The organism is Sphingomonas sediminicola (assembly GCF_014489515.1).
Taxonomy (GTDB): Bacteria; Pseudomonadota; Alphaproteobacteria; order Sphingomonadales; family Sphingomonadaceae; genus Sphingomicrobium; species Sphingomicrobium sediminicola.
The window spans coordinates 2121840-2141680 of sequence record NZ_CP060782.1 but is presented as its reverse complement, the minus strand read 5'-3'; the positions used below and the strand labels follow the sequence as shown (position 1 = coordinate 2141680).

Sequence of the window (19841 nt, the reverse complement as noted above, 5' to 3'; positions counted from 1 at the left end):
GGTGGTGCTGCCGGTGAGGATTGAACTCACGACCTCAGCCTTACCAAGGATGCGCTCTACCACTGAGCTACGGCAGCACTGACCGGAAGAGCCGCGCCTATGGCCAAGCGGGTCTCGCCCGTCAACCCGACTTGCCCGGTCCCGGAACGAACGCTTAGGGGAGTGCCATGTCGGGCAAGGACAAGCAACGCGAGGAACGGCTCGCCGCGGCGCTCCGGGAAAACCTGCGCCGCAGGAAAGCGCAGTCGCGGGAGTTGGGCCAAGGTGGCGGCGGCTCGGACGATGAGGCGCGGTTCCGCGAAGGCATGGCGATCCTTGGGGGTCCTGCGGCGGCCTCGGATTGGCAACGGGCCGTTGATCTCATCGATGCCGCGGCGGCCGCAGGAAACGCCGAAGCCATCGCGAGACGAGCAGTGTTCGAATGCCGGGGCGTGGGTCGGCAAAGCGATTGGGAAAAGGCGCTCGACTCGCTCGCCCTGGCGGCGGAGGGAGGATCCGTCTGGGCGGCGAAGCAGCTGCGGGTGCTTGCAGACAACCGGTTCGAACCGCAGGTACCCGAGACAGGGGAGGGGCGCTCCTGGCGCGATGTCCGGACAGGCATTTCCATGGCGAAGTGCCTCAGCGTTCCACAGCCGCGATCCCTTTCGGCGGATCCGCTGATCCTGGCCGTGCCGGCGATCGCCACCGCCGCCGAATGCCAGTGGCTGATCGCTGCAGCGGGGCCGAGGCTTCAGGCTTCGGAGGTCTATCAGCATGGTGTCGATCCTGGCCGCACCAATCGCTTCGCTCCGTTCAGCTTCGCCCACCAGGACGTTATTTCGGAAGTCTTTCGCACGCGAATTGCGCTGGCTCTGGGCGCTCCGCAGCAATGCCTCGAAGTGTCGCAAGTGCTCCATTATGAGGTGGGCCAGGAATTCGTTCTCCACTGCGACTTCCTCGATCCCCAGGCCCTCGGCGAGGAGATTGCGCGCAATGGTCAGCGAATTGTGACCGTCCTCGTCTACCTCAACGAGGATTTCGAGGGAGGAGCAACGAGTTTCCCGCGCCTTGGCCTGGAACATCGCGGAGCCACAGGCGATGCGCTGATGTTCAGAAACGTGGACCGGTCGGGCCAACCCGATCCGAGGACGCAGCACGCCGGACGCGCACCGACAAGCGGCCAGAAATGGGTCTTCTCGCAATGGGTGCGAAACCGCGCGCCCAGTTGAGCATCCCGCAAAGCTAGATCGGAGCGCAGGCCTTTTCGAGCCAGGCGAGGTCGTCGCCTTCCAGCCGCGGGCCGATCTTTTCCAGCACCTGGGCGTGATAGGCGTTGAGCCACTTCAGCTCCGACGGGCTCAGCATGTCCTTCTTAATCAGCCGTCGCTCGATCGGTGCGAAGGTCAGCGTCTCGAACGCAAGGGTTTCCTTCTCCGCGCCCTCGACCGGATGCTCCACGACCAGCACGAGGTTCTCGATGCGGATGCCGTACTCGCCGGTCTTGTAGTAACCGGGCTCGTTCGAAAGGATCATGCCCGCGCGTAGCGGCTCGTCGCCGCCCGCCTGGGCGCTTCCCGCCGGTGAGATGCGCTGAGGCCCTCGTGAACTGAGAGGAAGCTGCCGACGCCGTGACCGGTGCCGTGGGCGTAATCAAGGCCAGCTTCCCACAGCGGCCGCCGGGCGAAGCTGTCGAGCTGGGTTCCGCGGGTGCCTTTCGGGAAGATCGCGGTCGCGACGGCGATGTGACCCTTCAGTACACGGGTGAAGCGGTCGCGCATCTCGTCCGTCGGTTCGCCGATGACGACCGTGCGGGTGATGTCCGTCGTTCCGTCGAGATACTGGCCGCCCGAATCGATTAGATAGATCGAGTTCATCTCCAGCTTGCGGTTGGTCTTCTCGCTCGAACGGTAGTGGACGATAGCTCCGTTGGGACCCGCGCCGGAAATGCTGTCGAACGACAGGTCGCGAAGCTCAGGGTCCTCGCGGCGGAGCGCTTCGAGATAGTCGGAGGCTTTGAGCTCATCGACGTCGCCCTTCGGCGCTTCGGTCTCGACCCAGCGCAGGAAGCGCGAAATCGCCGCGCCGTCGCGATATTGCGCCGACTTCTGACCCGCGATCTCGACAGAGTTCTTGATCGCCTTCGGAAGGATGGTCGGATCGCGGACCGGAAGGATCTTCGCGCCGGCCTTGTCGAGGGCTTCGAAAATAGCGGCAACGGCCCGCTCCGGATCGACCGCGACGGTCTGGCCCTTCAGCTCGCCAAGGGCGGCTTCGAACGCATTGCGGTCGTGGAGGCGAACGCCGTTGCCGAGATGCTGCCGGACCTCAGCGCTGATCTTCTCGGGATTGACGAAAAGGTCGGCAGTGCCGTCCGAGCGGACCAGTGCAAACGCGAGCGCCACCGGCGTCCGCGACACGTCCTGCCCGCGCACATTGAACGCCCAGGCGATCGAATCGAGCGCCGACAGGACGGCCGCGTCCGCGTGCTTCTCGGTCAACCAGTCGGCGATTTCCTGGCGTTTATCGGCGGACGACCGGCCGGTGTACTTCTCGGCCTGGACGGCGAGGTGCGCCTTCGACGCCTCGGGCCGGTCGGACCAGACCTTGTCGATCGGGTTCTGCTCGACCGCGACCAGCTCCGCGCCGCGCGCCGCGAGAGCTTCCGTCGCCTTTTTCACCCAGTCCCGGCTGTGAAGCCACGGGTCGTAGCCGATGCGCGCGCCCTGCGGCGCATGCTCCTTCAGCCAGTCGGCAACGCTGGTTTCCGGCACCGACTGATAGGACCAGTCCTTGCCGTCGACCTGGCTACGCACCTGAAGCGTGTAGCGCCCGTCGACGAAGATCGCGGCTTCCTGCGGCAGGACCACCGCCGAACCTGCGGAGCCCTCGAAACCCGTCAGCCAGGCGAGCCGCTGCGCGTAGCTGCCCACATATTCGCTCATATGTTCGTCGGTAAGCGGGACAACAAAGCCGTCGAGTTGGTCGGCCTTGAGCTGCTCGCGAAGTGCCTTCAGGCGGTCTGCATAGCTGGACATGGACGCTACCTAGGCCCGCGCGCCAGCCTCAACAAGTTTTCAGGATTTCCTCACGTCCCGCTCAGGCCAATCATCCCGGCGGATGTCATGGTAAGACCGCAATCTCAGGAGAGTGGAGCATATGACCGGATCGGCCTACTGCGCGGGCGTCGGCATCGCCATCGTGGCATCGTTCCTCACCGCGTGGACTACCATCGTCCGCGATGACGGCACCGGCATCGGCTACTTCATGGTGATCATGGCGGCAGCGGTCGGCGGGTTCGCCGCCTGGTTCCGCGCCGCAGGCATGGCGCGGACCATGCTCGGCGTAGCGGTGATGCAGCTGTGCCTCGGCGCCCTGATTGCAACCGCGCCGGTAACCGCGAACATGCCGGGTGGCGCGCCAAAGGTATTGCTGTTCAACGGCTTTTTTGCAGCCCTGTGGCTGATTTCAGCGGCGTTCTTTCACGCTGCTTCCAAGGAAGGGCACGGCCGTAAGATAGTGTAATTAGCTTCCCGCTTTCGACCCATTCCTGCCATTGGCCACGTCGGCTGAATGGCCGGAAACTTTTGCTCGCAGGCAACTAAAAGATCGGTCCGCGGACGCGCTCTGAGAAGATGGACTAGAAGCCAACCTGCGTTCTAAGGCCGAACAAGAGGGCATTGCGCCGGCCGGGGACGGCACCGGGATTGACGATATATTGGAGGTCCGGCTGTAGCGTCAGCCAGCGGTTGACGACGGCGCGGTACGTTCCCTCGATCGATAGTTCAAAGTTCAAGCTCGGATTTCCCTTGAGCGCACCGGCGCGTCGGTAAGGCTTGCCGAAGTGGGCCCAGCCGAACGCGATCCCGACCTGATCCTCGGCACGCCGCTTGAAAGGGCCGGTATAGACCAGGCCACCGCCGAAAAAATGGTCGAGCGGATTGTAGTGGTCGTTGGCGAAGCCCAGCCGCAGCCAGCCGCGAAGCCCGGAATCGGTCTGTTGGTCGACTGGTACGAAACGCCGTTCCAGGGTCATATAAACGCCGTCATTACCCCCGCCCCGGACCGGGTGGCCGGCCCGCGCGGTTGCGAGAATATCGTCGAACTGAGCCGTGTAGCGCCAGTAGCCGATCACGGCACGGTACCGACCCAGCTCGCGCTCGACGTCGCCAACGAGCAATGCCCCGTCGCCGTGACGCAGCTCGATCGCGGCGAAGCGCTTCGGATGGTTGGGATCTCCGGCGACCCCGTCGAGCACTGCCGCGCGGACAAGCCAGCCACCCTTGAAACGATAATCCCCCCGCAATGCCAGAGAGGTCACAGGGAAGATGGAGGGTCCATTCTCTCCCGATTGCGAGAAGTCCGGGCCGATTCCCTGGCTCGAATTGATGAACAAGGCGCCCGTTTGCTGACAGTCGAACTCGGAATTGAGGTCATAAAGGCCGATCTTTACGGAAGCCTGGTCTTTAGCGAACCGTTGCTCGATCCACGCTTCATACAGCCGTCCGGCCCGCACGTCGGTCTCAATGTTCGACGCGGATTGGAAATCGCCGGTGAGGTCGCGGCTCATACCCTCACCATTGTTGTAGAGCGCATAGGCAAACAGAGTCGCGCCGCGCCACCCGAGCAGTTTCTCGGCATCGACCTTCGCCGTCAGGTCGAGATTATCGAGATAGCGAGTTCCCTCGCGGATTCCGCCGCGGGAATTGTGCCAAACGTCGAACGTATAGACGATCGAAAGGTCGACCGCCGCGCCTTCCGCTTCCGCCTTTGGTGCGGGGATGTGGGGCGAGGTCGCTTTCGACGCAGCCTCTGCCTGCGACGTTGGGTTCGAGCCGGTTTCCTGCAGTTGAGCGAGGGCCGGCGTTGTCGACGCGATCATGAACGCGCCGAAGGTCCATTTTTGAAATGCCGCCTGCATGCCCGTGAATTCCGTATGGCGAAGATGACAATGTCAAGCGTGCCCAGCGTGAGAATGAACGAGCGAATGTCAGCTTTCCACCCAAAGCAGACATGCGGCTCATCCGCTTCCACTTCCCGTAGCCCGTCATCGCGCTAAGAGCGTTCGCATGGACAAGCCCGCTGCGTTTCCCGCCCCGCCTGTCGCCGAAGAGCGGCCCTATTCCTACGAACGGCACGGCGTGACGATCGATGATCCATGGCACTGGATCCGCGACCAGGGCTACCCGCAGGTCACCGACAAGGACGTGCTCGCCTATCTGACGGCCGAGAATGACTATTTCGGGCATTGGCAGGAACAGCACAAAGCCCTGCTCGACGAGCTGTTCGAGGAAATGAAGGGGCGCATCAAGGAGGACGAATCCTCGGTCCCGATTCGCGACGGCGACTTCCTTTACTGGTGGGCGTTCAAGCCCGGAGCTCAGTACCGGACCTGGTATCGCAAGCCGGTCGGCGGCGGCGACGACCAGGTCATTTTCGACGAGCCGGCCGAGGCCGAAGGCAAGGATTACTTCCGGCTCGGCGCGCTCGAGGTCAGCCCGGACGCGAAGCTCGCGGCGATCTACGTCGACGACAGCGGGGCGGAACGCTTCGCCATCCGCATCCGCGACCTCGCCACCGGCAAGGACATCGAGACCGTCACCGAGGTCGGCATCGGCTCCGCGGTCTGGACGAGCGGATCGGACGGCATCGTCTTTACTGAGGTCAACGAGAACTGGCGCAGCTACCGCGCCCGCTTCCACCGGCTCGGCACGACGACGGACCAGGACGTCACGCTTTACGAGGAAACGGAGGAACTCGGCTTCTCGGTCGGTGTCGGCCATTCGCAGGACCGCAGCCTGATCATCGTCGCGACGGGCGACAATGCGACCAGCGAGGTGCGCTTCGTCGGCGCGGACGACCCGACGCGGCCGCTGACGCTGGTCTCTGCACGCAAGGAGAAGCGCCAGTACGACGTCGACGCTGCGCACGGGAAGCTGTGGATCCTCACCAACGACGACCATGTGAACTTCCGCCTCGCCGAGGCCGATCCGGCCAATCCGGGCGAGTGGACGACAGTCATTCCGGGTTCCGACCGTGTCTATCTGCGCCACGTAACGTCCTACCGCGATCACCTCGCGATCCAGCAGCGCGTGGATGGCCTCGATCAGCTGATTCTGCGGACGTACGAGGGTGAAGAGCGTCGCATTCCGTTCGACGAAGCGAGCTACTCCACCGCCTTCCTCGGCAATCCCGAATTTGCGCCCGAGGCCTATCGGTTGGCTTATTCGTCGCTGGTCACGCCGGCGACGGTCTACGACTATCACCCGCAGGACGACCGGCTCGAAGTCCTGAAGGTGCAGGAAATCCCGTCAGGCTACGACGCGTCAAAATATGAGACCGAGCGGGTGATGATTATAGCCCGCGACGGCAAGCAGGTTCCGGCCTCCGTCGTCTATCCGAAGGGCTTCAAGAAGGACGGCAGCGGCAAGCTCTTCCTTTACGCTTACGGCGCTTACGGTCACGCCATCCCGCCCGCCTTCAACAGCAATCGCGTAAGTCTGCTCGACCGCGGCTGGGCCTATGCCATCGCCCACATCCGCGGAGGCGACGACCTCGGCTACCAGTGGTTCCTGGACGGCAAGCTCGAGAAGCGCACCAATACGTTCAACGATTTCGTGGATGTCGCGAAGGGCCTGATTGCCGAGGGTTTCACACACAGGGGCGGCATCGGCATCAACGGTGGCTCTGCTGGCGGCGAGCTGATGGGCGCTGTCGTCAATTCCGATCCAGATCTGTGGGGCGCGGTCGTAGCGGACGTCCCGTTCGTCGACGTCCTCAATACGATGCTCGACGACACGCTGCCGCTGACGCCGGGAGAGTGGCCGGAATGGGGCAATCCGATCACCGACAAGGCGGCGTTCGACACGATCCGCGGCTATTCCCCCTACGACAATGTCGCGGCGCAGGATTACCCGCCGATGCTGATCACCGGCGGCCTCAACGACCCGCGCGTGACCTATTGGGAGCCGGCAAAGTGGGCCGCCAAGCTTCGCAAGAACAAGACTGACGACAATCTCCTCATGCTAAAGATCAACATGGGTGCGGGGCACGGTGGCAAGTCGGGCCGCTGGGAACGGCTGCACGAGGTCGCGGAAACCTACGGTTTCGTCCTGACGCAGGTGCAATGACCAGGCCCGTATTCGAGTTCGAATTCACGGCGGCGCCGGAGCACATCGACGAGCTCGGGCACGTCAACAATGCGGTCTGGGTCCAGTGGATTCAGACCATCGCCGTCGCGCACTGGCATTCAGTCTGCGATCCGACGCACCACGACGCCTACTTCTGGGTCGTGGTTCGCCATGAGATCGATTATTTGCGCGCCGCCTACGAAGGCGATCGCATCATCGGCCGGACATGGGTCGGTGAGGCCCCGAAAGGGGCGCGTTTCGACCGTCTCGTCGAGTTCGTTGGGCCGGACGGAAAGACCTGCGTCCGAGCACGGACGAGTTGGGCGATTATTGATCGGACGTCGGGGCGGCCGATCCGTGTGCCGCCGGAGGTTATCGCACCGTTCGTCTAGAGACTGTTGAGCGCGTCCACGAGAGCCTTCTCGTCATCCTTGGAGATCGGCGCCCCGGTGACATCGGTCGCATTTGCTGCGGTGTTGCTTGAGCTGTCGTCCGGAACCGCGATGTCGACGGCCAGCCAGATGATCCCGGCCGCCCAGATGAGCGCCATCCATCGGCTCCTGAATATCCAGCTGTGACGCATCGGGATCATGATGGGATTGTCGCAGGTCCCGGTTAACAGGCGCTTCCGCTGCAAATCGGCGAGACAAAGCGTCGGTCCGCCGAACTGCCACTTTTCGCAGGCGTGCATCCACTGCTTGGCGTCATTCGTTTATGGTGTGAGTCGCGGGAAGAGTGATTGGCCAAGCACAACGACAACATCGCACGATATGAGCGCCGCGACGCGCGAAGGTGGACTCGCGCCACGGATTACTGGCCCGATGCGAATTCCGGTGGACCAGCAATAAATTGGACTGGCTCGCGGCCGATTTCCGATTTTGCCGTCACTCGACGTTCCGAGCGGCCGTCAGTTGCCACGCGTCGTGGGTTCGCCCTGCCGATTGCAGTCGTCGCTCTAGCAGCTGCCTTCAGCTTGTGGGGGAGCGGCATCCTAGAACGCGGCGAGCGGCAATCCGCGGTCTCCGCAACAACCAGCAAGGGGCTCGTCTTCGGCCTTTGCAGTGACGGCGGCCTGACAAATTGCGTTGCCAGCGGCGACAGCTTCTATCTCGGCGGAAAGAATATCCGGATCGCGGGCATCGAGGCACCGCAATTATACGGATCAGCCTGCCCGAAAGAGGCGGCGCTCGGGCAGAATGCGGCCGTAAGGCTCCAGCGCATGCTTAATTCCGGTGAGCTGGAGCTCACCAGGATTCCGCAGGATCTCGACCGCTTCGGCTTGCTGCTTCGAAACGTTGCCGTCGATGGGAAGGATGTCGGCCGGACGATGGTTCGCGAAGGGCTCGCTCGCGAGATCGGGGATATCACGCGGAACTGGTGCTGAGGAGGCTGCCCAGCTTGCGCTGGGTCCTCATACGGCCTTTGATCCGCAAAGGGTTGCGGAACAGAGGTGTCGGAGATGTCGAAGCTCAAGCGTAAGCAATACGAAAAGCTGCTCGAGCCGATGCAGGAGGAGCTGGTCGCGATGGCCCGCTGGGTCGCTGCAACCGGGCAACGCGTCGTCGTGCTGTTTGAAGGCCGCGATACGGCGGGGAAGGGCGGGGCGATCCAGGCGATCGCCGCGCGACTCAATCCGCGCCAGTGCCGCACCGTCGCACTCCCCAAGCCGACCGAGGCCGAAGCCGGGCAGTGGTACTTCCAACGCTATGCGGCGCATCTGCCGACGACCGGCCAGATCATCCTGTTCGACCGCAGTTGGTACAATCGCGCCGGCGTCGAGAAGGTGATGGGCTTCGCGAAGGACGAGCAGGTTGGCGAATTCCTGAAGGCCGCACCGCAGTTTGAAAAGATGCTGACCGACGACGGGATCCTGCTCTTCAAATATTGGCTGGCCTGCGACCAGGAGGAGCAGGAGAAGCGCTTCGCTGAGCGGATCGACGACCCGCTGAAACGCTGGAAATTGTCGCCGATCGACCAGGCGGCCCGCACGAAGTATGCCGACTACACCAAGGCCCGCGAGGAAATGCTCGAGGCGACGCATACCGACTGGGCGCCGTGGACCCTGGTCGACTTCAACAACCAGAAGCGCGGCCGTCTGACGCTGATCCGCAACTTGCTTGACCGGCTGCCGGATACGAAGTGCGATGAAAAGCCGATCGACTGGCCCCCACTGGGCCATAAGCCGCTCAAGGAACGATTCGAGATCCTGAAGCCGATCCCCGACTTTCCGGCGGATTGATGCGATTTCCGCCGCGGCGGCAGGCGTCGCGATTCTGGCCGCAACGACGCTCGCGGTCTTTATTCGCCGCCCGGCCGTTCGTTCTCGCGGGTCTCGCTCGCCGTTATCTCGTCAGTTTCAAGCCGGGTTGGCGTTGAACCATGCAACTCCAGTTCAGCTTCGGTCGCGCATCGTCTTTCGGATGTTGAGCGGCCTGCCCATCCTCCTCGCCATGGCGGCGCAGGCTGCGGAACCGGCGGCCGCCTCCTACGGTCCAGCGGTGCCGCCGAAGCCCAAGCCTGCGGCGAAGGCGCCGTCCGAAGCCTGCAAGACGACCGAGCCCAAGGACGTGAAGGACGACACGAGCGCGATCGTCGTCTGTGCTCCGCGGATCGAGGGATACCGGATCGATCCCGACGTATTGGCCGCCCAGCGCCACGCCAAGAACCGGACCCGGCCAAAGCGGCCGGAGCGACTGGTCGACACCAGTTGCCAGTCGGTCGGTCCGATGGGCTGCCGGCCCATGGCGGGGATCGACCTCCTCGCCGCCGCGGTGACCGCGGCTACGATGGTCGAGAAGGCGGTAACCGGCCAGAATGTCGGCAAGATGTTCGTCACCGACCCGCAGCCGAGCGAATATGAGCTTTACCAGGAGGCCAAGCGGGCCCGGGAAGCGAAGGAGGCCGAAGCGGCCGCGGCGGCGAGAGCGAAGGCTGAAGCTGCTAAAGCCGCCCAGCCCAAGTGATTCACTCCGCCTGGCGGGCGCAATCGATGCAGAGCGCAGCTTCGGGCCTGGCTTCGAGCCGGCCGGCGGCGATGTCGCGGCCGCAGCGGACGCATTCGCCGTAAGTCCCGTCCTCGATCCGGCCGAGCGCCCGCTTCACCGAAGCGATTTCGCGCTCGATCAGCACGCCCTGTCCCTCGAGCGCCGCATCGTCTTCCTTCTCAATCGCCTGCTCGTCCCAATCGGCGTTGAGCGGCTCGGACAGGTCGCGGGCGATCTGCGTCAGCCGGGCTTCCAGCTCTGCGAGCGACGTTTCGAGACGCGCCTTGGCGGCGGCGGTGTCGGTCATCGGACGGCTCCTTTCGAGGCCAAGCATACAAAAGGACCGAGAGCAGTTCGTCGCTACTCCCGGTCCCTGTCGCCGAGGCCTTTCGGCCCTCGGTGGCAGGTCCCTTGTCATCGTAACCCAGTCTGAAACCTATAGGTAGATTCACGGACCGGTAAGCGAATAGGGTTATCGTCGAGGGAATGAGCCGCAGCGTCATCATCAAATATGTGAACCCGTGGAAGTATCGGCGGGAGCAGATCGCGCAGCGCGTTGCGGAGCTTCGCCACCGCGACGGCGACAATTGCAGGCGGTGCAAGCGGCCGATGCGCTTCGACCTTCAGGACGGCCACGACCTTATGCCGAAGATCGAGGAGATCGCATTCGGGTCTTCGGGTGAGAGCGAAGCGCTCGACAATCTCTGCCTTACGCACACCCGCTGCAACGCGAAGCACGGCTGCGACACCGCCGAGGTGAAGGAACGGGCGCGGATCAAGAACGAAGCGGCCCTGTTCGCCAAGTCGAAGCAGAAGCGCAAGCGGGCCTGACGCCTACGCCGGTTCGGTCGCCTTCGCCGCGGATGCCGTGTGCGAGAACATCGCGCGGTCGTATTGCGCACGGCTGCTGATCGCCATCCGGTTCCAAGTGTTGATCTGTACGCCGGCGAGCGTGAGCCAGGCGATTTCCTCCTCGCTGAAATGGGCCTTCAGCGCCTCGAAGCTTTCGCGGGAGGCTCCGGTGTCGGCGATCAGCGTTACTTCCTCGATCCAGGCGAGCGCTGCCCGCTCCTTGTCCGAATATGCCGAGGATTCCTCCCAGGCGTCGAGAAGTGTCAGTCGCTCGGTCGGCTCGCCGTCGCGGAGTGCTTCGTCCGTGTGCATCGCGATGCAATAGGCGCAGCCGTTGATCTGCGACGCGCGCAGCTTGAGCAGGTGCAGGAGCTTGCGCTCGACATGCTGGCCGATCAGCCCTTCGAGCTGGAGGAAGTGGCGGTAGGCGTCGGGAGCGATCTTCGACAGGTCCATCCGCAGCGGTTCAACGGACATGCTTTCCTCCTTGTTTTGGATGCGACGCCACGGGTGAATTAGGACGAGCGGATCGCGGTTCAAGTGCGGGCAGACTGTAACCCTCGCCGGAGCGGAGGTTGGCCAAATCGCACTGTCCGAATGAGTGAATTCGGGGGTCTTCCACTTCGTCACCTTCGGCCGGACAGGAGACGGTTTTCGCGGGACGCGGAAGTTCGCCAAGTTCGCTCCTCTACTCGCGTGTGCAGGCGCGCAGGTGGATGAGTTGCAGATCGGCCCGAATGGATCGGTTAGCTTAAGACACAGGAAGGCGCCTGTAGGACAGGGTTTTCTGTCGCGGGATCAGCCGCGAACGGGTTCGCAGGCGACGCCGTCGCCGTCGCCGTCCATCTCGACGCGATAGCCCGGCTGGCCGGCGTAGAGCGGAGCCTTGCCGAGCGCGCGGACCTCTTTGCAGCCGGAGTACATCGCGCTCTGCTCGATCGCGCGGCGGGCGTGGGCCGTGCTTGCTCCCCGTGAAGTATCCGGTGCCGGTTCGCCAGCCGACCAAGCGCTGTCGGCAGCGGCTTCTTCCGTGCTGGGCGGAACCTCGACCAAGGCCGGCGAGGGCGCATCCTTCGAAAAGCGGACCGAAGCGTCAGGCCGGCTGTAGGTGGGCGCTGCCGGAGGAACGACGGACCAGACATAGCCCGCCACGCCGCCAAGCACGATCGCTCCGATCAGCAATTCCCTCACGCCCATGCCGTCATCTTCGCACGGGCATGGTTGCGGAGGAGTAAAGCATGAAGTGTTCCGGTCGACTCAGGCGCTAAACTTGCATTAAACAAAAAGTTAACACAAAGTGATCGCTGCTCGGGCGCGAGTCGGGGAATATGCGCATGTCGAAGCGGGCGCTTCTGTTTGTCGGACTTCTATCTTTGGCCTCTTCTGCAGCCGCTGAGGGACCGTTCGATGTTCACGGCCTGATCGTAGGGAATGAGGGGGCACGGTACGTCAAAGGCGTGCCCACGCTGGATCTGCAGCAGCAGCGCGGTGCCGTCCAGCTTCGCTCGTTCGGATTCTATAACAACCGGCCGGTTTTTGCCCTGGCGTTCTACAACGCCGGCGCAGAGCCCGTGAACATCGGGCTCGAGGATATTCACGTCACCAAAGACGGCGAGTCACTCCGGGTCTTCTCTGTTCAGGAGCTGGAACGGCAAGCAAAGCAAAAGGCGTGGTGGACGCAGTTCGGAATGGCGATGCTGGGTGGCATTAGCGCAGGGCTCGCTGCGAGCCAGCGCAACTACTATCACAGCACCATTACAGGTCCGTACGGCAGCTACAGCATCCACAGCAGTTATCCGAGCCTCGCAGGCCAGCTTCGGGCGAACGCCATCCAGGCGGACACGGCCTACGGAATGGCGGCGATCCAGTTTCAACTCGACCAGACCATCGCGATAATGAACAACCACGTCGTTCAGCGAACTACGGTCGATCCCGGCTCATCCTACGCGGGCCTAGTCGTTCTCGATAAGCTCAAGACCGGCAAGCCGCCATTTGAGCTTCGCATCGACGTTGACTGGAACGGAGAGCGTTACCCGTTCGCCTATATGATGCAGAAGCCAGGTCAGCCTGTGCCCGATCGTTACGCTGGGATGTTGGCCGCGAATGCAAAGCCGAGAGCGCTCCCTGCGTATGCCCTTTCGAATTCTCCTCCGAGTGGCGGGAGGGCACAGGTTCGCCTCGCGTCTCAAAAAACCGAGAAAGGCGCGATCTACTTTCGATCGGGCGCGGTGAAAGTGCCCGCGAAGACCCCGTCGGGTTACTGCCTGATAGTGCCAGCCGATTACGTCTCGACCGGTTCGAAAGACTATCCGATCATCAGCCGGGCAACGCCTTTGTGTGAGTCTGACGCGGATTAGGTCTAGTCCGTCGAGCGCTAACCCGATGATAACCATGCCGGCTTAACTATCGGCTCCATGGCAGCTCCGCTCAAAACCGGAAAACAGTCCGTCAAGCTGGTGGCGCCCGCGCGGGCATCGCGGATTCGTCGCGATCCGCCGCCGGTGGTGAAGAAAGTCGTCGTCAAGGACCCGGAAGAGCGCGACACCCAGATGGTCGTCATCGGCGTCGTCGGGTTCGCTCTCGCGCTTCTCATCATCACGATTGGCTTGAGCAGCGCCTGGGGCTGGTCCCCAGCCAGTACACCGTTCATCTCAAAGAGCTGTAGCCCCGAGCGCGGCTGCGCGGCAGCGACGGTTATTAGCCGCCTGGCGTGGTCGTCGTCTGATCACCGCCCTGCACGTCGCCGCCTGTTGAGATCTGCTGCTGGACGACCTGCGTTAGCTGGGCGCTGGTGGTAGTCGCGGTGCACGAAGCTTTGCCGCTGGCGACAGACGCGGCGAGCACGTCGACCGACACTCCGCAGACGGAGGCGGCAACGTCGATCGGCACCTGCGCGGTCACCGGAATGCTGTTTCGATCCACCTGCAGCGAGATGGACAGATCGTTGAGGACGTTCTGAAGGTTCACGCTGACAAGCGCCGGGACGCTGCCTCCGCCAGTGCCGCCGGTGGTTCCGCTGCCCGCGGTCGTGTCCGTTCCCGTGCCGCCGGCGATGGCAGGCGCGGTGTCCGGCTGAGTGGTCTTGCAGGCGGCGAGAAGGGCGACGGACGCGAGGGCGCCTGCCAGTCTCAAGGACTTCGACATTTTCATTCCTCCGAAAGCTACTGGGGCGGTTGGGCCGAGGGATCCGTGGTCGTAGTGGTGGTCGTCGTCGCCGTGCCGGTGGTGCCGGAGGTCGAACCGGTGGTCGTCTGGGCTCCGCCGCCGACATTACCGTTCGCAGCGATCTGCTGCTGGATGTACTGCGCCAGCTCCGGCGAGATGCTGTTCGCGGTGCAGCCCTGGCTGCTTCCGCCGCCCGCGCCGATGGACAGGATGTTGATCGACACGCCGCACACGTTCGCGGCGACGTTGATCGGGATCTGGGCGTTGATCGGGATGCTTGACTTGTCGATCTTCAGGTCGAGCGCGAGGTCGTTGAGGACGTTGCGCAGGTCGACATTGACCAGCGAAGCTCCTGCGCCGGCAAGATTGCTGGCGCCGTCGGCGACCGCGCTTCCAGCGCTTTCAACTCCGTCCGAAATGCCGTTGGTTTTACAGCCGGCGAGCAAAGCGAGCGCCGCCAGCGGGAGTGCTACAGATACGCGTACCATTACTATCCCCTGTTACTGACGCGCCCAACGTTCCGACGCCGAGTTTGGTTTCCCGATTCTGGACCGACGTCTGGATGTGGCGCGACGGCAAGTGGCAGGTGGTCGCGTCGCAGGACAATGTCGTTCCGCCGGAGGGGAAGTAGCGGATCAACCATTTGGAAACGACGACGAAGTTACCAGTTGAGAGTGAGTAAGCGTCGGCTACCTAAGTGGCTTAGTGAGCATCTGAGGCGGCGGAAGAATCGCGACGCGGTGCGGAAACGCGACGGCGACAATTGCTGGAGCTGCGGTTATCCGATGCGCTTTGGCGGGCCCCTTTCAACACCCGCCGATCAGCAACAATTGAGCATGTTCTGGCGCAGGCGAACGGCGGGACTGACGATCTCGACAATCTCCGGCTCTGTCACAAGGGTTGCAACAGGCATCTCGGCACTAACCCGCCTGAGCAGAAAGAGCGGATGCGGCCTCGCCGCGTCTAGTCTTGCAATGTCCGAGCCGATTCATGTGACGCCGCGCGGGCGGCGGCTGAAAGGACTCGACGAGTTCGAGACGCCTGAATTCGTTGGACGCATGGCTCGCGCGCGGCGCCGACGGACATGGACGTGGTGGATAATGGTGGCGGCTACCGCTCTGGTCGGTTCCGGTCTTGGCTGGTTGTTATTCTAGGCGTCGCTTAAAACGTCCACATGTCCGGCAGTATTTGGGAACGCGTCTACAAGATGGCCTTCGCGGCGGTGTACCCGCAATATCTCCGCAAGGCGGAGGCGAAGGGCGGACGGAGGCGGAGCTCGACGAGGTCATCCGCTGGCTGACCGGCTACTAACAGGAAGGGCTGGAGGCCGAAATCGCGGCGGGAACGAACTTCAATACCTTCTTTGCGAGGGAGCTGGAGGGCCCTTCGTGGGCCCTCCTTCATTTCCGGACTTCTACTCCGCCGCTACCCCAGCCTTCTCGAACATGTCGCCGGTGCCTTCGCCGTCAGCCGCATTCTCCGCCGCGGAAGCTGCTCCATCGCCATCGTTCGCGGCCGCCTTCGCCTTCTGCCGGCGGTCGAAGTTGTCCCACACCTCGCCCCAATTCCCACGGGTCGCGGCCTTCGAATATTCGGTCGCGCGGGTCTCGAAGAAGTTGGCATGCTCGACGCCGTTCAGCAGCGGCGCGAGCCACGGCAGCGGGTGCTCGTCGACCATGTAGATTGGCGCGAAGCCGAGCTGCCCAAGGCGCCAGTCGGCTAGGTAGCGGATGTACTTCTTGATCTGCTTGGGAGTCATGCCCTCGACCGGGCCCATTTCGAACGCCAGGTCGATGAACGCGTCCTCGAGCCGAACCGTCTTCTGGCAGGCGTCGATGATCTCTTCCTTCACCGCCTTGGTCAGGCAGTTCCGTTCCTTCACGAAGGCGTGGAACAGGCGGACGATGCCCTCGCAGTGGAGGCTTTCGTCGCGGACCGACCAGCTGATGATCTGGCCCATGCCCTTCATCTTGTTGAAGCGCGGGAAGTTCATCAGCATCGCGAAGCTGCCGAACAATTGCAGCCCCTCGGTGAAGCCGCCGAACATGGCCAGCGTCTTGGCAATGTCCTCGTCCGTGTCGACGCCGAACTGCTGCAGATAGTCGTGCTTGTCCTTCATCTCCTTGTACTGGAGGAAGGCGCTGTATTCGCTTTCCGGCATGCCGATCGTGTCGAGCAGGTGCGAGTAGGCGGCGATGTGCACCGTCTCCATGTTGGAGAACGCCGTCAGCATCATCTTGATCTCGGTCGGCTTGAACACGCGGCCGTACTTGTCGTGGTAGCAATCCTGCACCTCGACGTCGGCCTGGGTGAAGAAGCGGAAGATCTGCGTGAGCAGGTTGCGCTCATGGTCGGTGAGCTTCTGCGCCCAGTCGCGGCAATCCTCGCCGAGCGGCACCTCCTCCGGCATCCAGTGGATCTGCTGCTGACGCTTCCAATATTCGAACGCCCACGGGTATTCGAACGGCTTGTACTGCTTGCGGGCTTCGAGAAGGGGCATACTCAGGCTCCTTGGGAAATTGTTGCCGGACCGGCGGTGCCGATCGCGAAAGCGGTGAAAAGCATTCCGAACGTGGTCGCCATCATTCCGGCAATCAGCATTGCGGTGCTCTTTGGGTTCTGGCCGACGCCGCCGCGGATGGCGGCGATCATCATCGTCACGCCGACTAACATGGCGATCGGGCCGATGATCAGGAAGAGGGTCGCGGCGCTCACAGGTTGAGCTCCTCGACCCGCTTGGCCTTCACGTCGATGACGTTGCGGTCGCGGTAGACGACGTGGCTCTTGCGGGCGCCGACCCGAACACGACGATGCCGAGGAAATAGCCGAAGTCGTACCAGCCGCCGTTGTTGGGAACGGCGTAGACCGCGACCTTGTCGAAGAAGAGCGAAACGATCCAGGCGACCGGGAAGATGAAGCCGTGCCACAGGCCGAGCAGGAAGCCGGGCGCGGTCGGTGCGACCGCGGCGCTGTCCTGCGTCGCAGCGCAGGCGGAGAGGGCGAGGGCGGCCGCGAAGAGCGCGGCGTATCGAGGCCGGAACGCGCGCGACACCCCGCCGCGCGGGCTCCGGCCTCTTTCCCCCACCCGGGGACTGGTGAACTGAAATGCGGAGATCACTGGCCGAGCTCCGCAGCTGACGGATGATATTCGAGCAGGCCGAGACCGTGGATCGCAAGGATGACGGCAACGACGAACAGGATCACCGCGCCCTGGCTGCCGTACTGGTCGCCGTCGGCGGGACGGCGCCGGTACAGGTATATGCCAGCCGCGACCATCGCGACCGCAGCCACAAGCTCGATGATCTCGCGCATCGTCACCGCGGCAGCATCCCCGCGACGCCCGCGCGCTGCGCATATTGCAGAAGCTCCGCGCTGAAATAGGCGGTCGCGACGAACCCGATGAGGTCGAGCAGCAGCAGGCCGCCGACAACGCTGCCGGCGAGCGTGGCTGCCTTGCGGGTCCGCTGCGACACTATTGGCAGGCGAGGCATTCGTCATAGTCCGTGGTCGAGGTGACCTGGATTTCACGAAGCTCGGGCGTGTTGTCCGCCTCGACCCCGCCGGCGAAACCGGCGCGCTGCACCGACTTGGAGCGGAGGTAGTAGAGCGACTTGATGCCGAGCTCCCATGCGCGGAAGTGGAGCATCAGAAGGTCCCACTTGTCGCAGTCGGCCGGGATGAACAGGTTCAGCGACTGAGCCTGGTCGATGAAGGGCGTGCGGTCGCCCGCAAGCTCGAGCAGCCAGCGCTGATCGATCTCAAAGCTGGTCTTGAACACGTCCTTTTCTTCCTGGGTCAGGAAGTCGAGGTGCTGCACCGAACCGCCCTGCTCGAGGATCGAGTTCCACACCTTGTCGGTGTCTTTGGCCTTGTCCTTGAGCAGCTTTTCGAGGTGCGGGTTGCGGATCGAGAAGGAGCCAGACAGCGTCTTGTGCGTGTAGACGTTGGCCGGGATGGGCTCGATGCAGGCCGAGGTGCCGCCGCAGATGATCGAGATCGACGCGGTCGGAGCGATCGCCATCTTGCAGCTGAAGCGCTCCATCACGCCCATGTCGGCGGCGTCCGGGCACGGCCCGCGCTCCTTTGCGAGCATCATCGAGGCTTCGTCGACCTGCGCCCGGATGTGCTTGAAGATCTTCATGTTCCACGACTTCGCCATCGCACCCTCGAACGGGATGCCGCGTGCCTGGAGGAAGGAGTGGAAGCCCATGACGCCGAGGCCGACCGAGCGCTCGCGGTCCGCCGAATATTTGGCGCGAGCCATCTCGTCCGGTGCGCGAGCGATGTAGTCGCTGAGCACGTTGTCGAGGAAGCGCATCACGTCCTCGATGAAGGTCTTGTCGCCCTTCCACTCGTCCCAGGTCTCGAGGTTGAGCGAGCTCAAGCAGCAGACGGCGGTGCGATCGACGCCCAAGTGATCCTTGCCGGTCGGAAGCGTGATTTCCGAGCAGAGGTTCGAGGTCGTGACCTTGAGGCCGAGATCGCGGTGATGCTTCGGCATCGTCTTGTTCACCGCGTCGATGAAGATGATGTACGGCTCGCCCGTCGCAAGGCGGGTCTCGACCAGCTTCTGGAACAAGCTGCGTGCATCGACCTTGCCGCGGACGCTGCCGTCCTTCGGCGACTTGAGCTCGAACTCGGCCCCTCGCGCACGGCTTCCATGAACTCGTCGGTGACGAGCACGCCGTGGTGCAGGTTCAATGCCTTGCGGTTGAAGTCGCCCGAGGGCTTACGGATCTCAAGGAATTCCTCGATCTCCGGGTGATTGATGTCGAGGTAGCAGGCCGCCGAACCGCGACGCAGCGAGCCCTGCGAAATCGCGAGCGTCAGGCTGTCCATGACGCGGACGAACGGGATGATTCCGCTGGTCTTGCCATTGAGGCCGACCGGCTCGCCGATACCGCGGACGCTGCCCCAATAGGTTCCGATTCCGCCGCCTTTGGAGGCCAGCCAGACGTTCTCGTTCCAGGTTCCGACGATGCCGTCGAGGCTGTCGGAAACGCTGTTGAGGTAGCAGCTGATCGGAAGGCCGCGGCCGGTGCCGCCGTTCGACAGCACGGGCGTTGCCGGCATGAACCAGAGCTTGGAGATGTAATCGTAGATGCGCTGCGCATGGGCGGCGTCATCCGCATAGGCGGCCGCGACGCGCGCGAAGAGATCCTGGTTGCCCTCGCCCGGGAGCAAATAGCGGTCCTTCAACGTCTCCTTGCCGAACTCGGTCAGCAAGGCGTCGCGGGACTCGTCGGTGGTCACCTCGAAGGCACGAGCGTCGACGGTCTTGCTGGTGCGGACTGCAGTCGCCGTGTCGTCGCTCGGGACTTCTGAACCGGTTGAAAAATCCATTACGCTTCCCCGTCCGCTATCGATCTCCGGAGAGATCGCCTGTTCCCCAAATGTTCGACTCGGAGCCATGCCCGGCGCCATAGCCTTTTTCGGCGCTGCGAGGGGCTTTTTCACGCCCGTCCCCTGTGGAAATCGGGGACGAGTCGGGTCGGTCACCGGAATAGCAGATTCCGCCTCCGAACACCAGTAATTGCGTGCACCCCTGCCTCGCTACAACCTATAGTGCCCCAACTGTCGTGAGACGCAAGCGGGTAAATTCGATGTGAAGCAAATATCCTGTGGATGAGTCTTCGCCGCAACGATCGTCCCGCAATGAGTCATTGTGGATGCCTGCCTCCCACTCATTGCGGACAGGCACCCTTGTGTAAGTGTTCCCCTTTCGAGGGGGCGA

Annotated in this window: 23 protein-coding genes, 1 tRNA gene and 2 pseudogenes; 11 read left to right on the top strand and 15 right to left on the bottom strand. The window is 63.2% G+C overall.

The genetic code is table 11. From position 1 onward, the window contains the following. Positions 1–2 precede the first annotated feature (2 nt). Positions 3–77 (bottom strand) — tRNA-Thr (locus tag H9L14_RS11580). Positions 78–167: 90 nt separating this feature from the next. Here H9L14_RS11580 and H9L14_RS11575 point away from each other — a divergent pair. Beyond that, the gene (locus tag H9L14_RS11575) at positions 168–1208 is read left to right on the top strand and encodes a prolyl hydroxylase family protein (protein ID WP_187708220.1); all 1041 of its coding nucleotides are present in this window, start codon (positions 168–170) and stop codon (positions 1206–1208) included. A gap of 13 nt (positions 1209–1221) precedes the next feature. Here H9L14_RS11575 and H9L14_RS11570 read toward each other — a convergent pair. Then, positions 1222–3014: pseudogene (locus H9L14_RS11570) on the bottom strand (aminopeptidase P family protein). Positions 3015–3135: 121 nt separating this feature from the next. Here H9L14_RS11570 and H9L14_RS11565 point away from each other — a divergent pair. Further along, on the top strand, positions 3136–3501 hold the full coding sequence (locus H9L14_RS11565) for a hypothetical protein (RefSeq protein ID WP_222949821.1): 366 nt from the start codon (positions 3136–3138) through the stop codon (positions 3499–3501). A 115-nt stretch (positions 3502–3616) separates the two neighbouring features. Here the strand turns inward: H9L14_RS11565 and H9L14_RS11560 are convergent, their stop codons facing one another. Next, complete coding sequence (locus H9L14_RS11560) at positions 3617–4897, bottom strand: carbohydrate porin (protein WP_246444131.1); 1281 nt, start codon at positions 4895–4897, stop codon at positions 3617–3619. Positions 4898–5045: 148 nt separating this feature from the next. Between H9L14_RS11560 and H9L14_RS11555 the strand changes: the two genes are divergently transcribed. Both H9L14_RS11555 and H9L14_RS11550 read left to right on the top strand, forming a co-directional pair. After that, on the top strand, positions 5046–7106 hold the full coding sequence (locus tag H9L14_RS11555; RefSeq protein ID WP_187708218.1) for a S9 family peptidase: 2061 nt from the start codon (positions 5046–5048) through the stop codon (positions 7104–7106). Next, positions 7103–7498 carry an acyl-CoA thioesterase gene (locus tag H9L14_RS11550; protein ID WP_187708217.1) on the top strand — a complete coding sequence of 132 codons (396 nt, stop codon included), beginning with the start codon at positions 7103–7105 and terminating at the stop codon, positions 7496–7498. Before H9L14_RS11555 ends, H9L14_RS11550 begins: the two co-directional genes overlap by 4 nt. Here H9L14_RS11550 and H9L14_RS11545 read toward each other — a convergent pair. Beyond that, on the bottom strand, positions 7495–7656 hold the full coding sequence (locus tag H9L14_RS11545; protein WP_246444129.1) for a hypothetical protein: 162 nt from the start codon (positions 7654–7656) through the stop codon (positions 7495–7497). The two genes, H9L14_RS11550 and H9L14_RS11545, sit on opposite strands and share 4 nt — an antisense overlap. A 423-nt stretch (positions 7657–8079) precedes the next feature. Between H9L14_RS11545 and H9L14_RS11540 the strand changes: the two genes are divergently transcribed. The 3 genes from H9L14_RS11540 (at position 8080) to H9L14_RS11530 (ending at position 10069) form a co-directional block, all read left to right on the top strand. Next, positions 8080–8490, top strand: coding sequence for a thermonuclease family protein (locus H9L14_RS11540; protein WP_187708216.1), 411 nt, complete (start codon positions 8080–8082; stop codon positions 8488–8490). A 75-nt stretch (positions 8491–8565) separates the two neighbouring features. Next, entirely contained in the window at positions 8566–9345 is a 780-nt protein-coding gene (ppk2, locus tag H9L14_RS11535; RefSeq protein WP_187708215.1) for a polyphosphate kinase 2, read from the top strand. Positions 9346–9478: 133 nt separating this feature from the next. Then, the gene (locus H9L14_RS11530; RefSeq protein ID WP_187708214.1) at positions 9479–10069 is read left to right on the top strand and encodes a hypothetical protein; all 591 of its coding nucleotides are present in this window, start codon (positions 9479–9481) and stop codon (positions 10067–10069) included. Position 10070: 1 nt separating this feature from the next. Here H9L14_RS11530 and H9L14_RS11525 read toward each other — a convergent pair whose 3' ends face one another. Beyond that, the gene (locus H9L14_RS11525) at positions 10071–10397 is read right to left on the bottom strand and encodes a TraR/DksA family transcriptional regulator (protein WP_187708213.1); all 327 of its coding nucleotides are present in this window, start codon (positions 10395–10397) and stop codon (positions 10071–10073) included. Between the two features lie 179 nt (positions 10398–10576). On the opposite strand from H9L14_RS11525, the gene H9L14_RS11520 reads away from it, so the two are divergent. Beyond that, the gene (locus tag H9L14_RS11520; RefSeq protein ID WP_187708212.1) at positions 10577–10921 is read left to right on the top strand and encodes a hypothetical protein; all 345 of its coding nucleotides are present in this window, start codon (positions 10577–10579) and stop codon (positions 10919–10921) included. Between the two features lie 3 nt (positions 10922–10924). Here H9L14_RS11520 and H9L14_RS11515 read toward each other — a convergent pair whose 3' ends face one another. Next, positions 10925–11419 (bottom strand): carboxymuconolactone decarboxylase family protein, encoded by a 495-nt coding sequence (locus H9L14_RS11515; RefSeq protein WP_187708211.1) that lies wholly within the window; start codon positions 11417–11419, stop codon positions 10925–10927. A 321-nt stretch (positions 11420–11740) separates the two neighbouring features. Beyond that, on the bottom strand, positions 11741–12139 hold the full coding sequence (locus H9L14_RS16105) for an excalibur calcium-binding domain-containing protein (protein WP_246444126.1): 399 nt from the start codon (positions 12137–12139) through the stop codon (positions 11741–11743). 137 nt (positions 12140–12276) lie between these two features. Between H9L14_RS16105 and H9L14_RS11505 the strand changes: the two genes are divergently transcribed. Further along, complete coding sequence (locus tag H9L14_RS11505) at positions 12277–13299, top strand: hypothetical protein (protein WP_187708210.1); 1023 nt, start codon at positions 12277–12279, stop codon at positions 13297–13299. 340 nt (positions 13300–13639) lie between these two features. On the opposite strand, the gene H9L14_RS11500 is transcribed toward H9L14_RS11505, so the two are convergent. Both H9L14_RS11500 and H9L14_RS11495 read right to left on the bottom strand, forming a co-directional pair. Beyond that, positions 13640–14086 carry a hypothetical protein gene (locus H9L14_RS11500; RefSeq protein ID WP_187708209.1) on the bottom strand — a complete coding sequence of 149 codons (447 nt, stop codon included), beginning with the start codon at positions 14084–14086 and terminating at the stop codon, positions 13640–13642. 17 nt (positions 14087–14103) lie between these two features. Further along, entirely contained in the window at positions 14104–14595 is a 492-nt protein-coding gene (locus H9L14_RS11495; protein ID WP_187708208.1) for a hypothetical protein, read from the bottom strand. Between the two features lie 275 nt (positions 14596–14870). Here H9L14_RS11495 and H9L14_RS17475 point away from each other — a divergent pair, with 275 nt between their 5' ends. Further along, the gene (locus H9L14_RS17475; protein WP_187708207.1) at positions 14871–15074 is read left to right on the top strand and encodes an HNH endonuclease; all 204 of its coding nucleotides are present in this window, start codon (positions 14871–14873) and stop codon (positions 15072–15074) included. A 207-nt stretch (positions 15075–15281) separates the two neighbouring features. Beyond that, complete coding sequence (locus tag H9L14_RS16725) at positions 15282–15407, top strand: hypothetical protein (RefSeq protein WP_281389382.1); 126 nt, start codon at positions 15282–15284, stop codon at positions 15405–15407. A gap of 114 nt (positions 15408–15521) precedes the next feature. Here H9L14_RS16725 and H9L14_RS11485 read toward each other — a convergent pair whose 3' ends face one another. From H9L14_RS11485 to H9L14_RS11460, 6 genes and pseudogenes are all read right to left on the bottom strand, one after another. Further along, positions 15522–16607 (bottom strand): ribonucleotide-diphosphate reductase subunit beta, encoded by a 1086-nt coding sequence (locus tag H9L14_RS11485; RefSeq protein WP_187708206.1) that lies wholly within the window; start codon positions 16605–16607, stop codon positions 15522–15524. Between the two features lie 2 nt (positions 16608–16609). Continuing rightward, on the bottom strand, positions 16610–16822 hold the full coding sequence (locus tag H9L14_RS11480) for a hypothetical protein (RefSeq protein ID WP_187708205.1): 213 nt from the start codon (positions 16820–16822) through the stop codon (positions 16610–16612). A gap of 28 nt (positions 16823–16850) precedes the next feature. Continuing rightward, positions 16851–17225, bottom strand: a complete 375-nt coding sequence (locus H9L14_RS11475; RefSeq protein ID WP_246444124.1) for a hypothetical protein — start codon at positions 17223–17225, stop codon at positions 16851–16853. After that, the gene (locus H9L14_RS11470; protein ID WP_187708204.1) at positions 17222–17419 is read right to left on the bottom strand and encodes a hypothetical protein; all 198 of its coding nucleotides are present in this window, start codon (positions 17417–17419) and stop codon (positions 17222–17224) included. The genes H9L14_RS11475 and H9L14_RS11470 overlap by 4 nt, the downstream gene beginning before the upstream one ends. A 2-nt stretch (positions 17420–17421) precedes the next feature. Beyond that, positions 17422–17580, bottom strand: a complete 159-nt coding sequence (locus H9L14_RS11465) for a hypothetical protein (protein WP_187708203.1) — start codon at positions 17578–17580, stop codon at positions 17422–17424. Then, positions 17580–19450, bottom strand: a pseudogene (locus H9L14_RS11460) (ribonucleoside-diphosphate reductase subunit alpha). Before H9L14_RS11460 ends, H9L14_RS11465 begins: the two are co-directional and overlap by 1 nt. Positions 19451–19841: the final 391 nt, after the last annotated feature.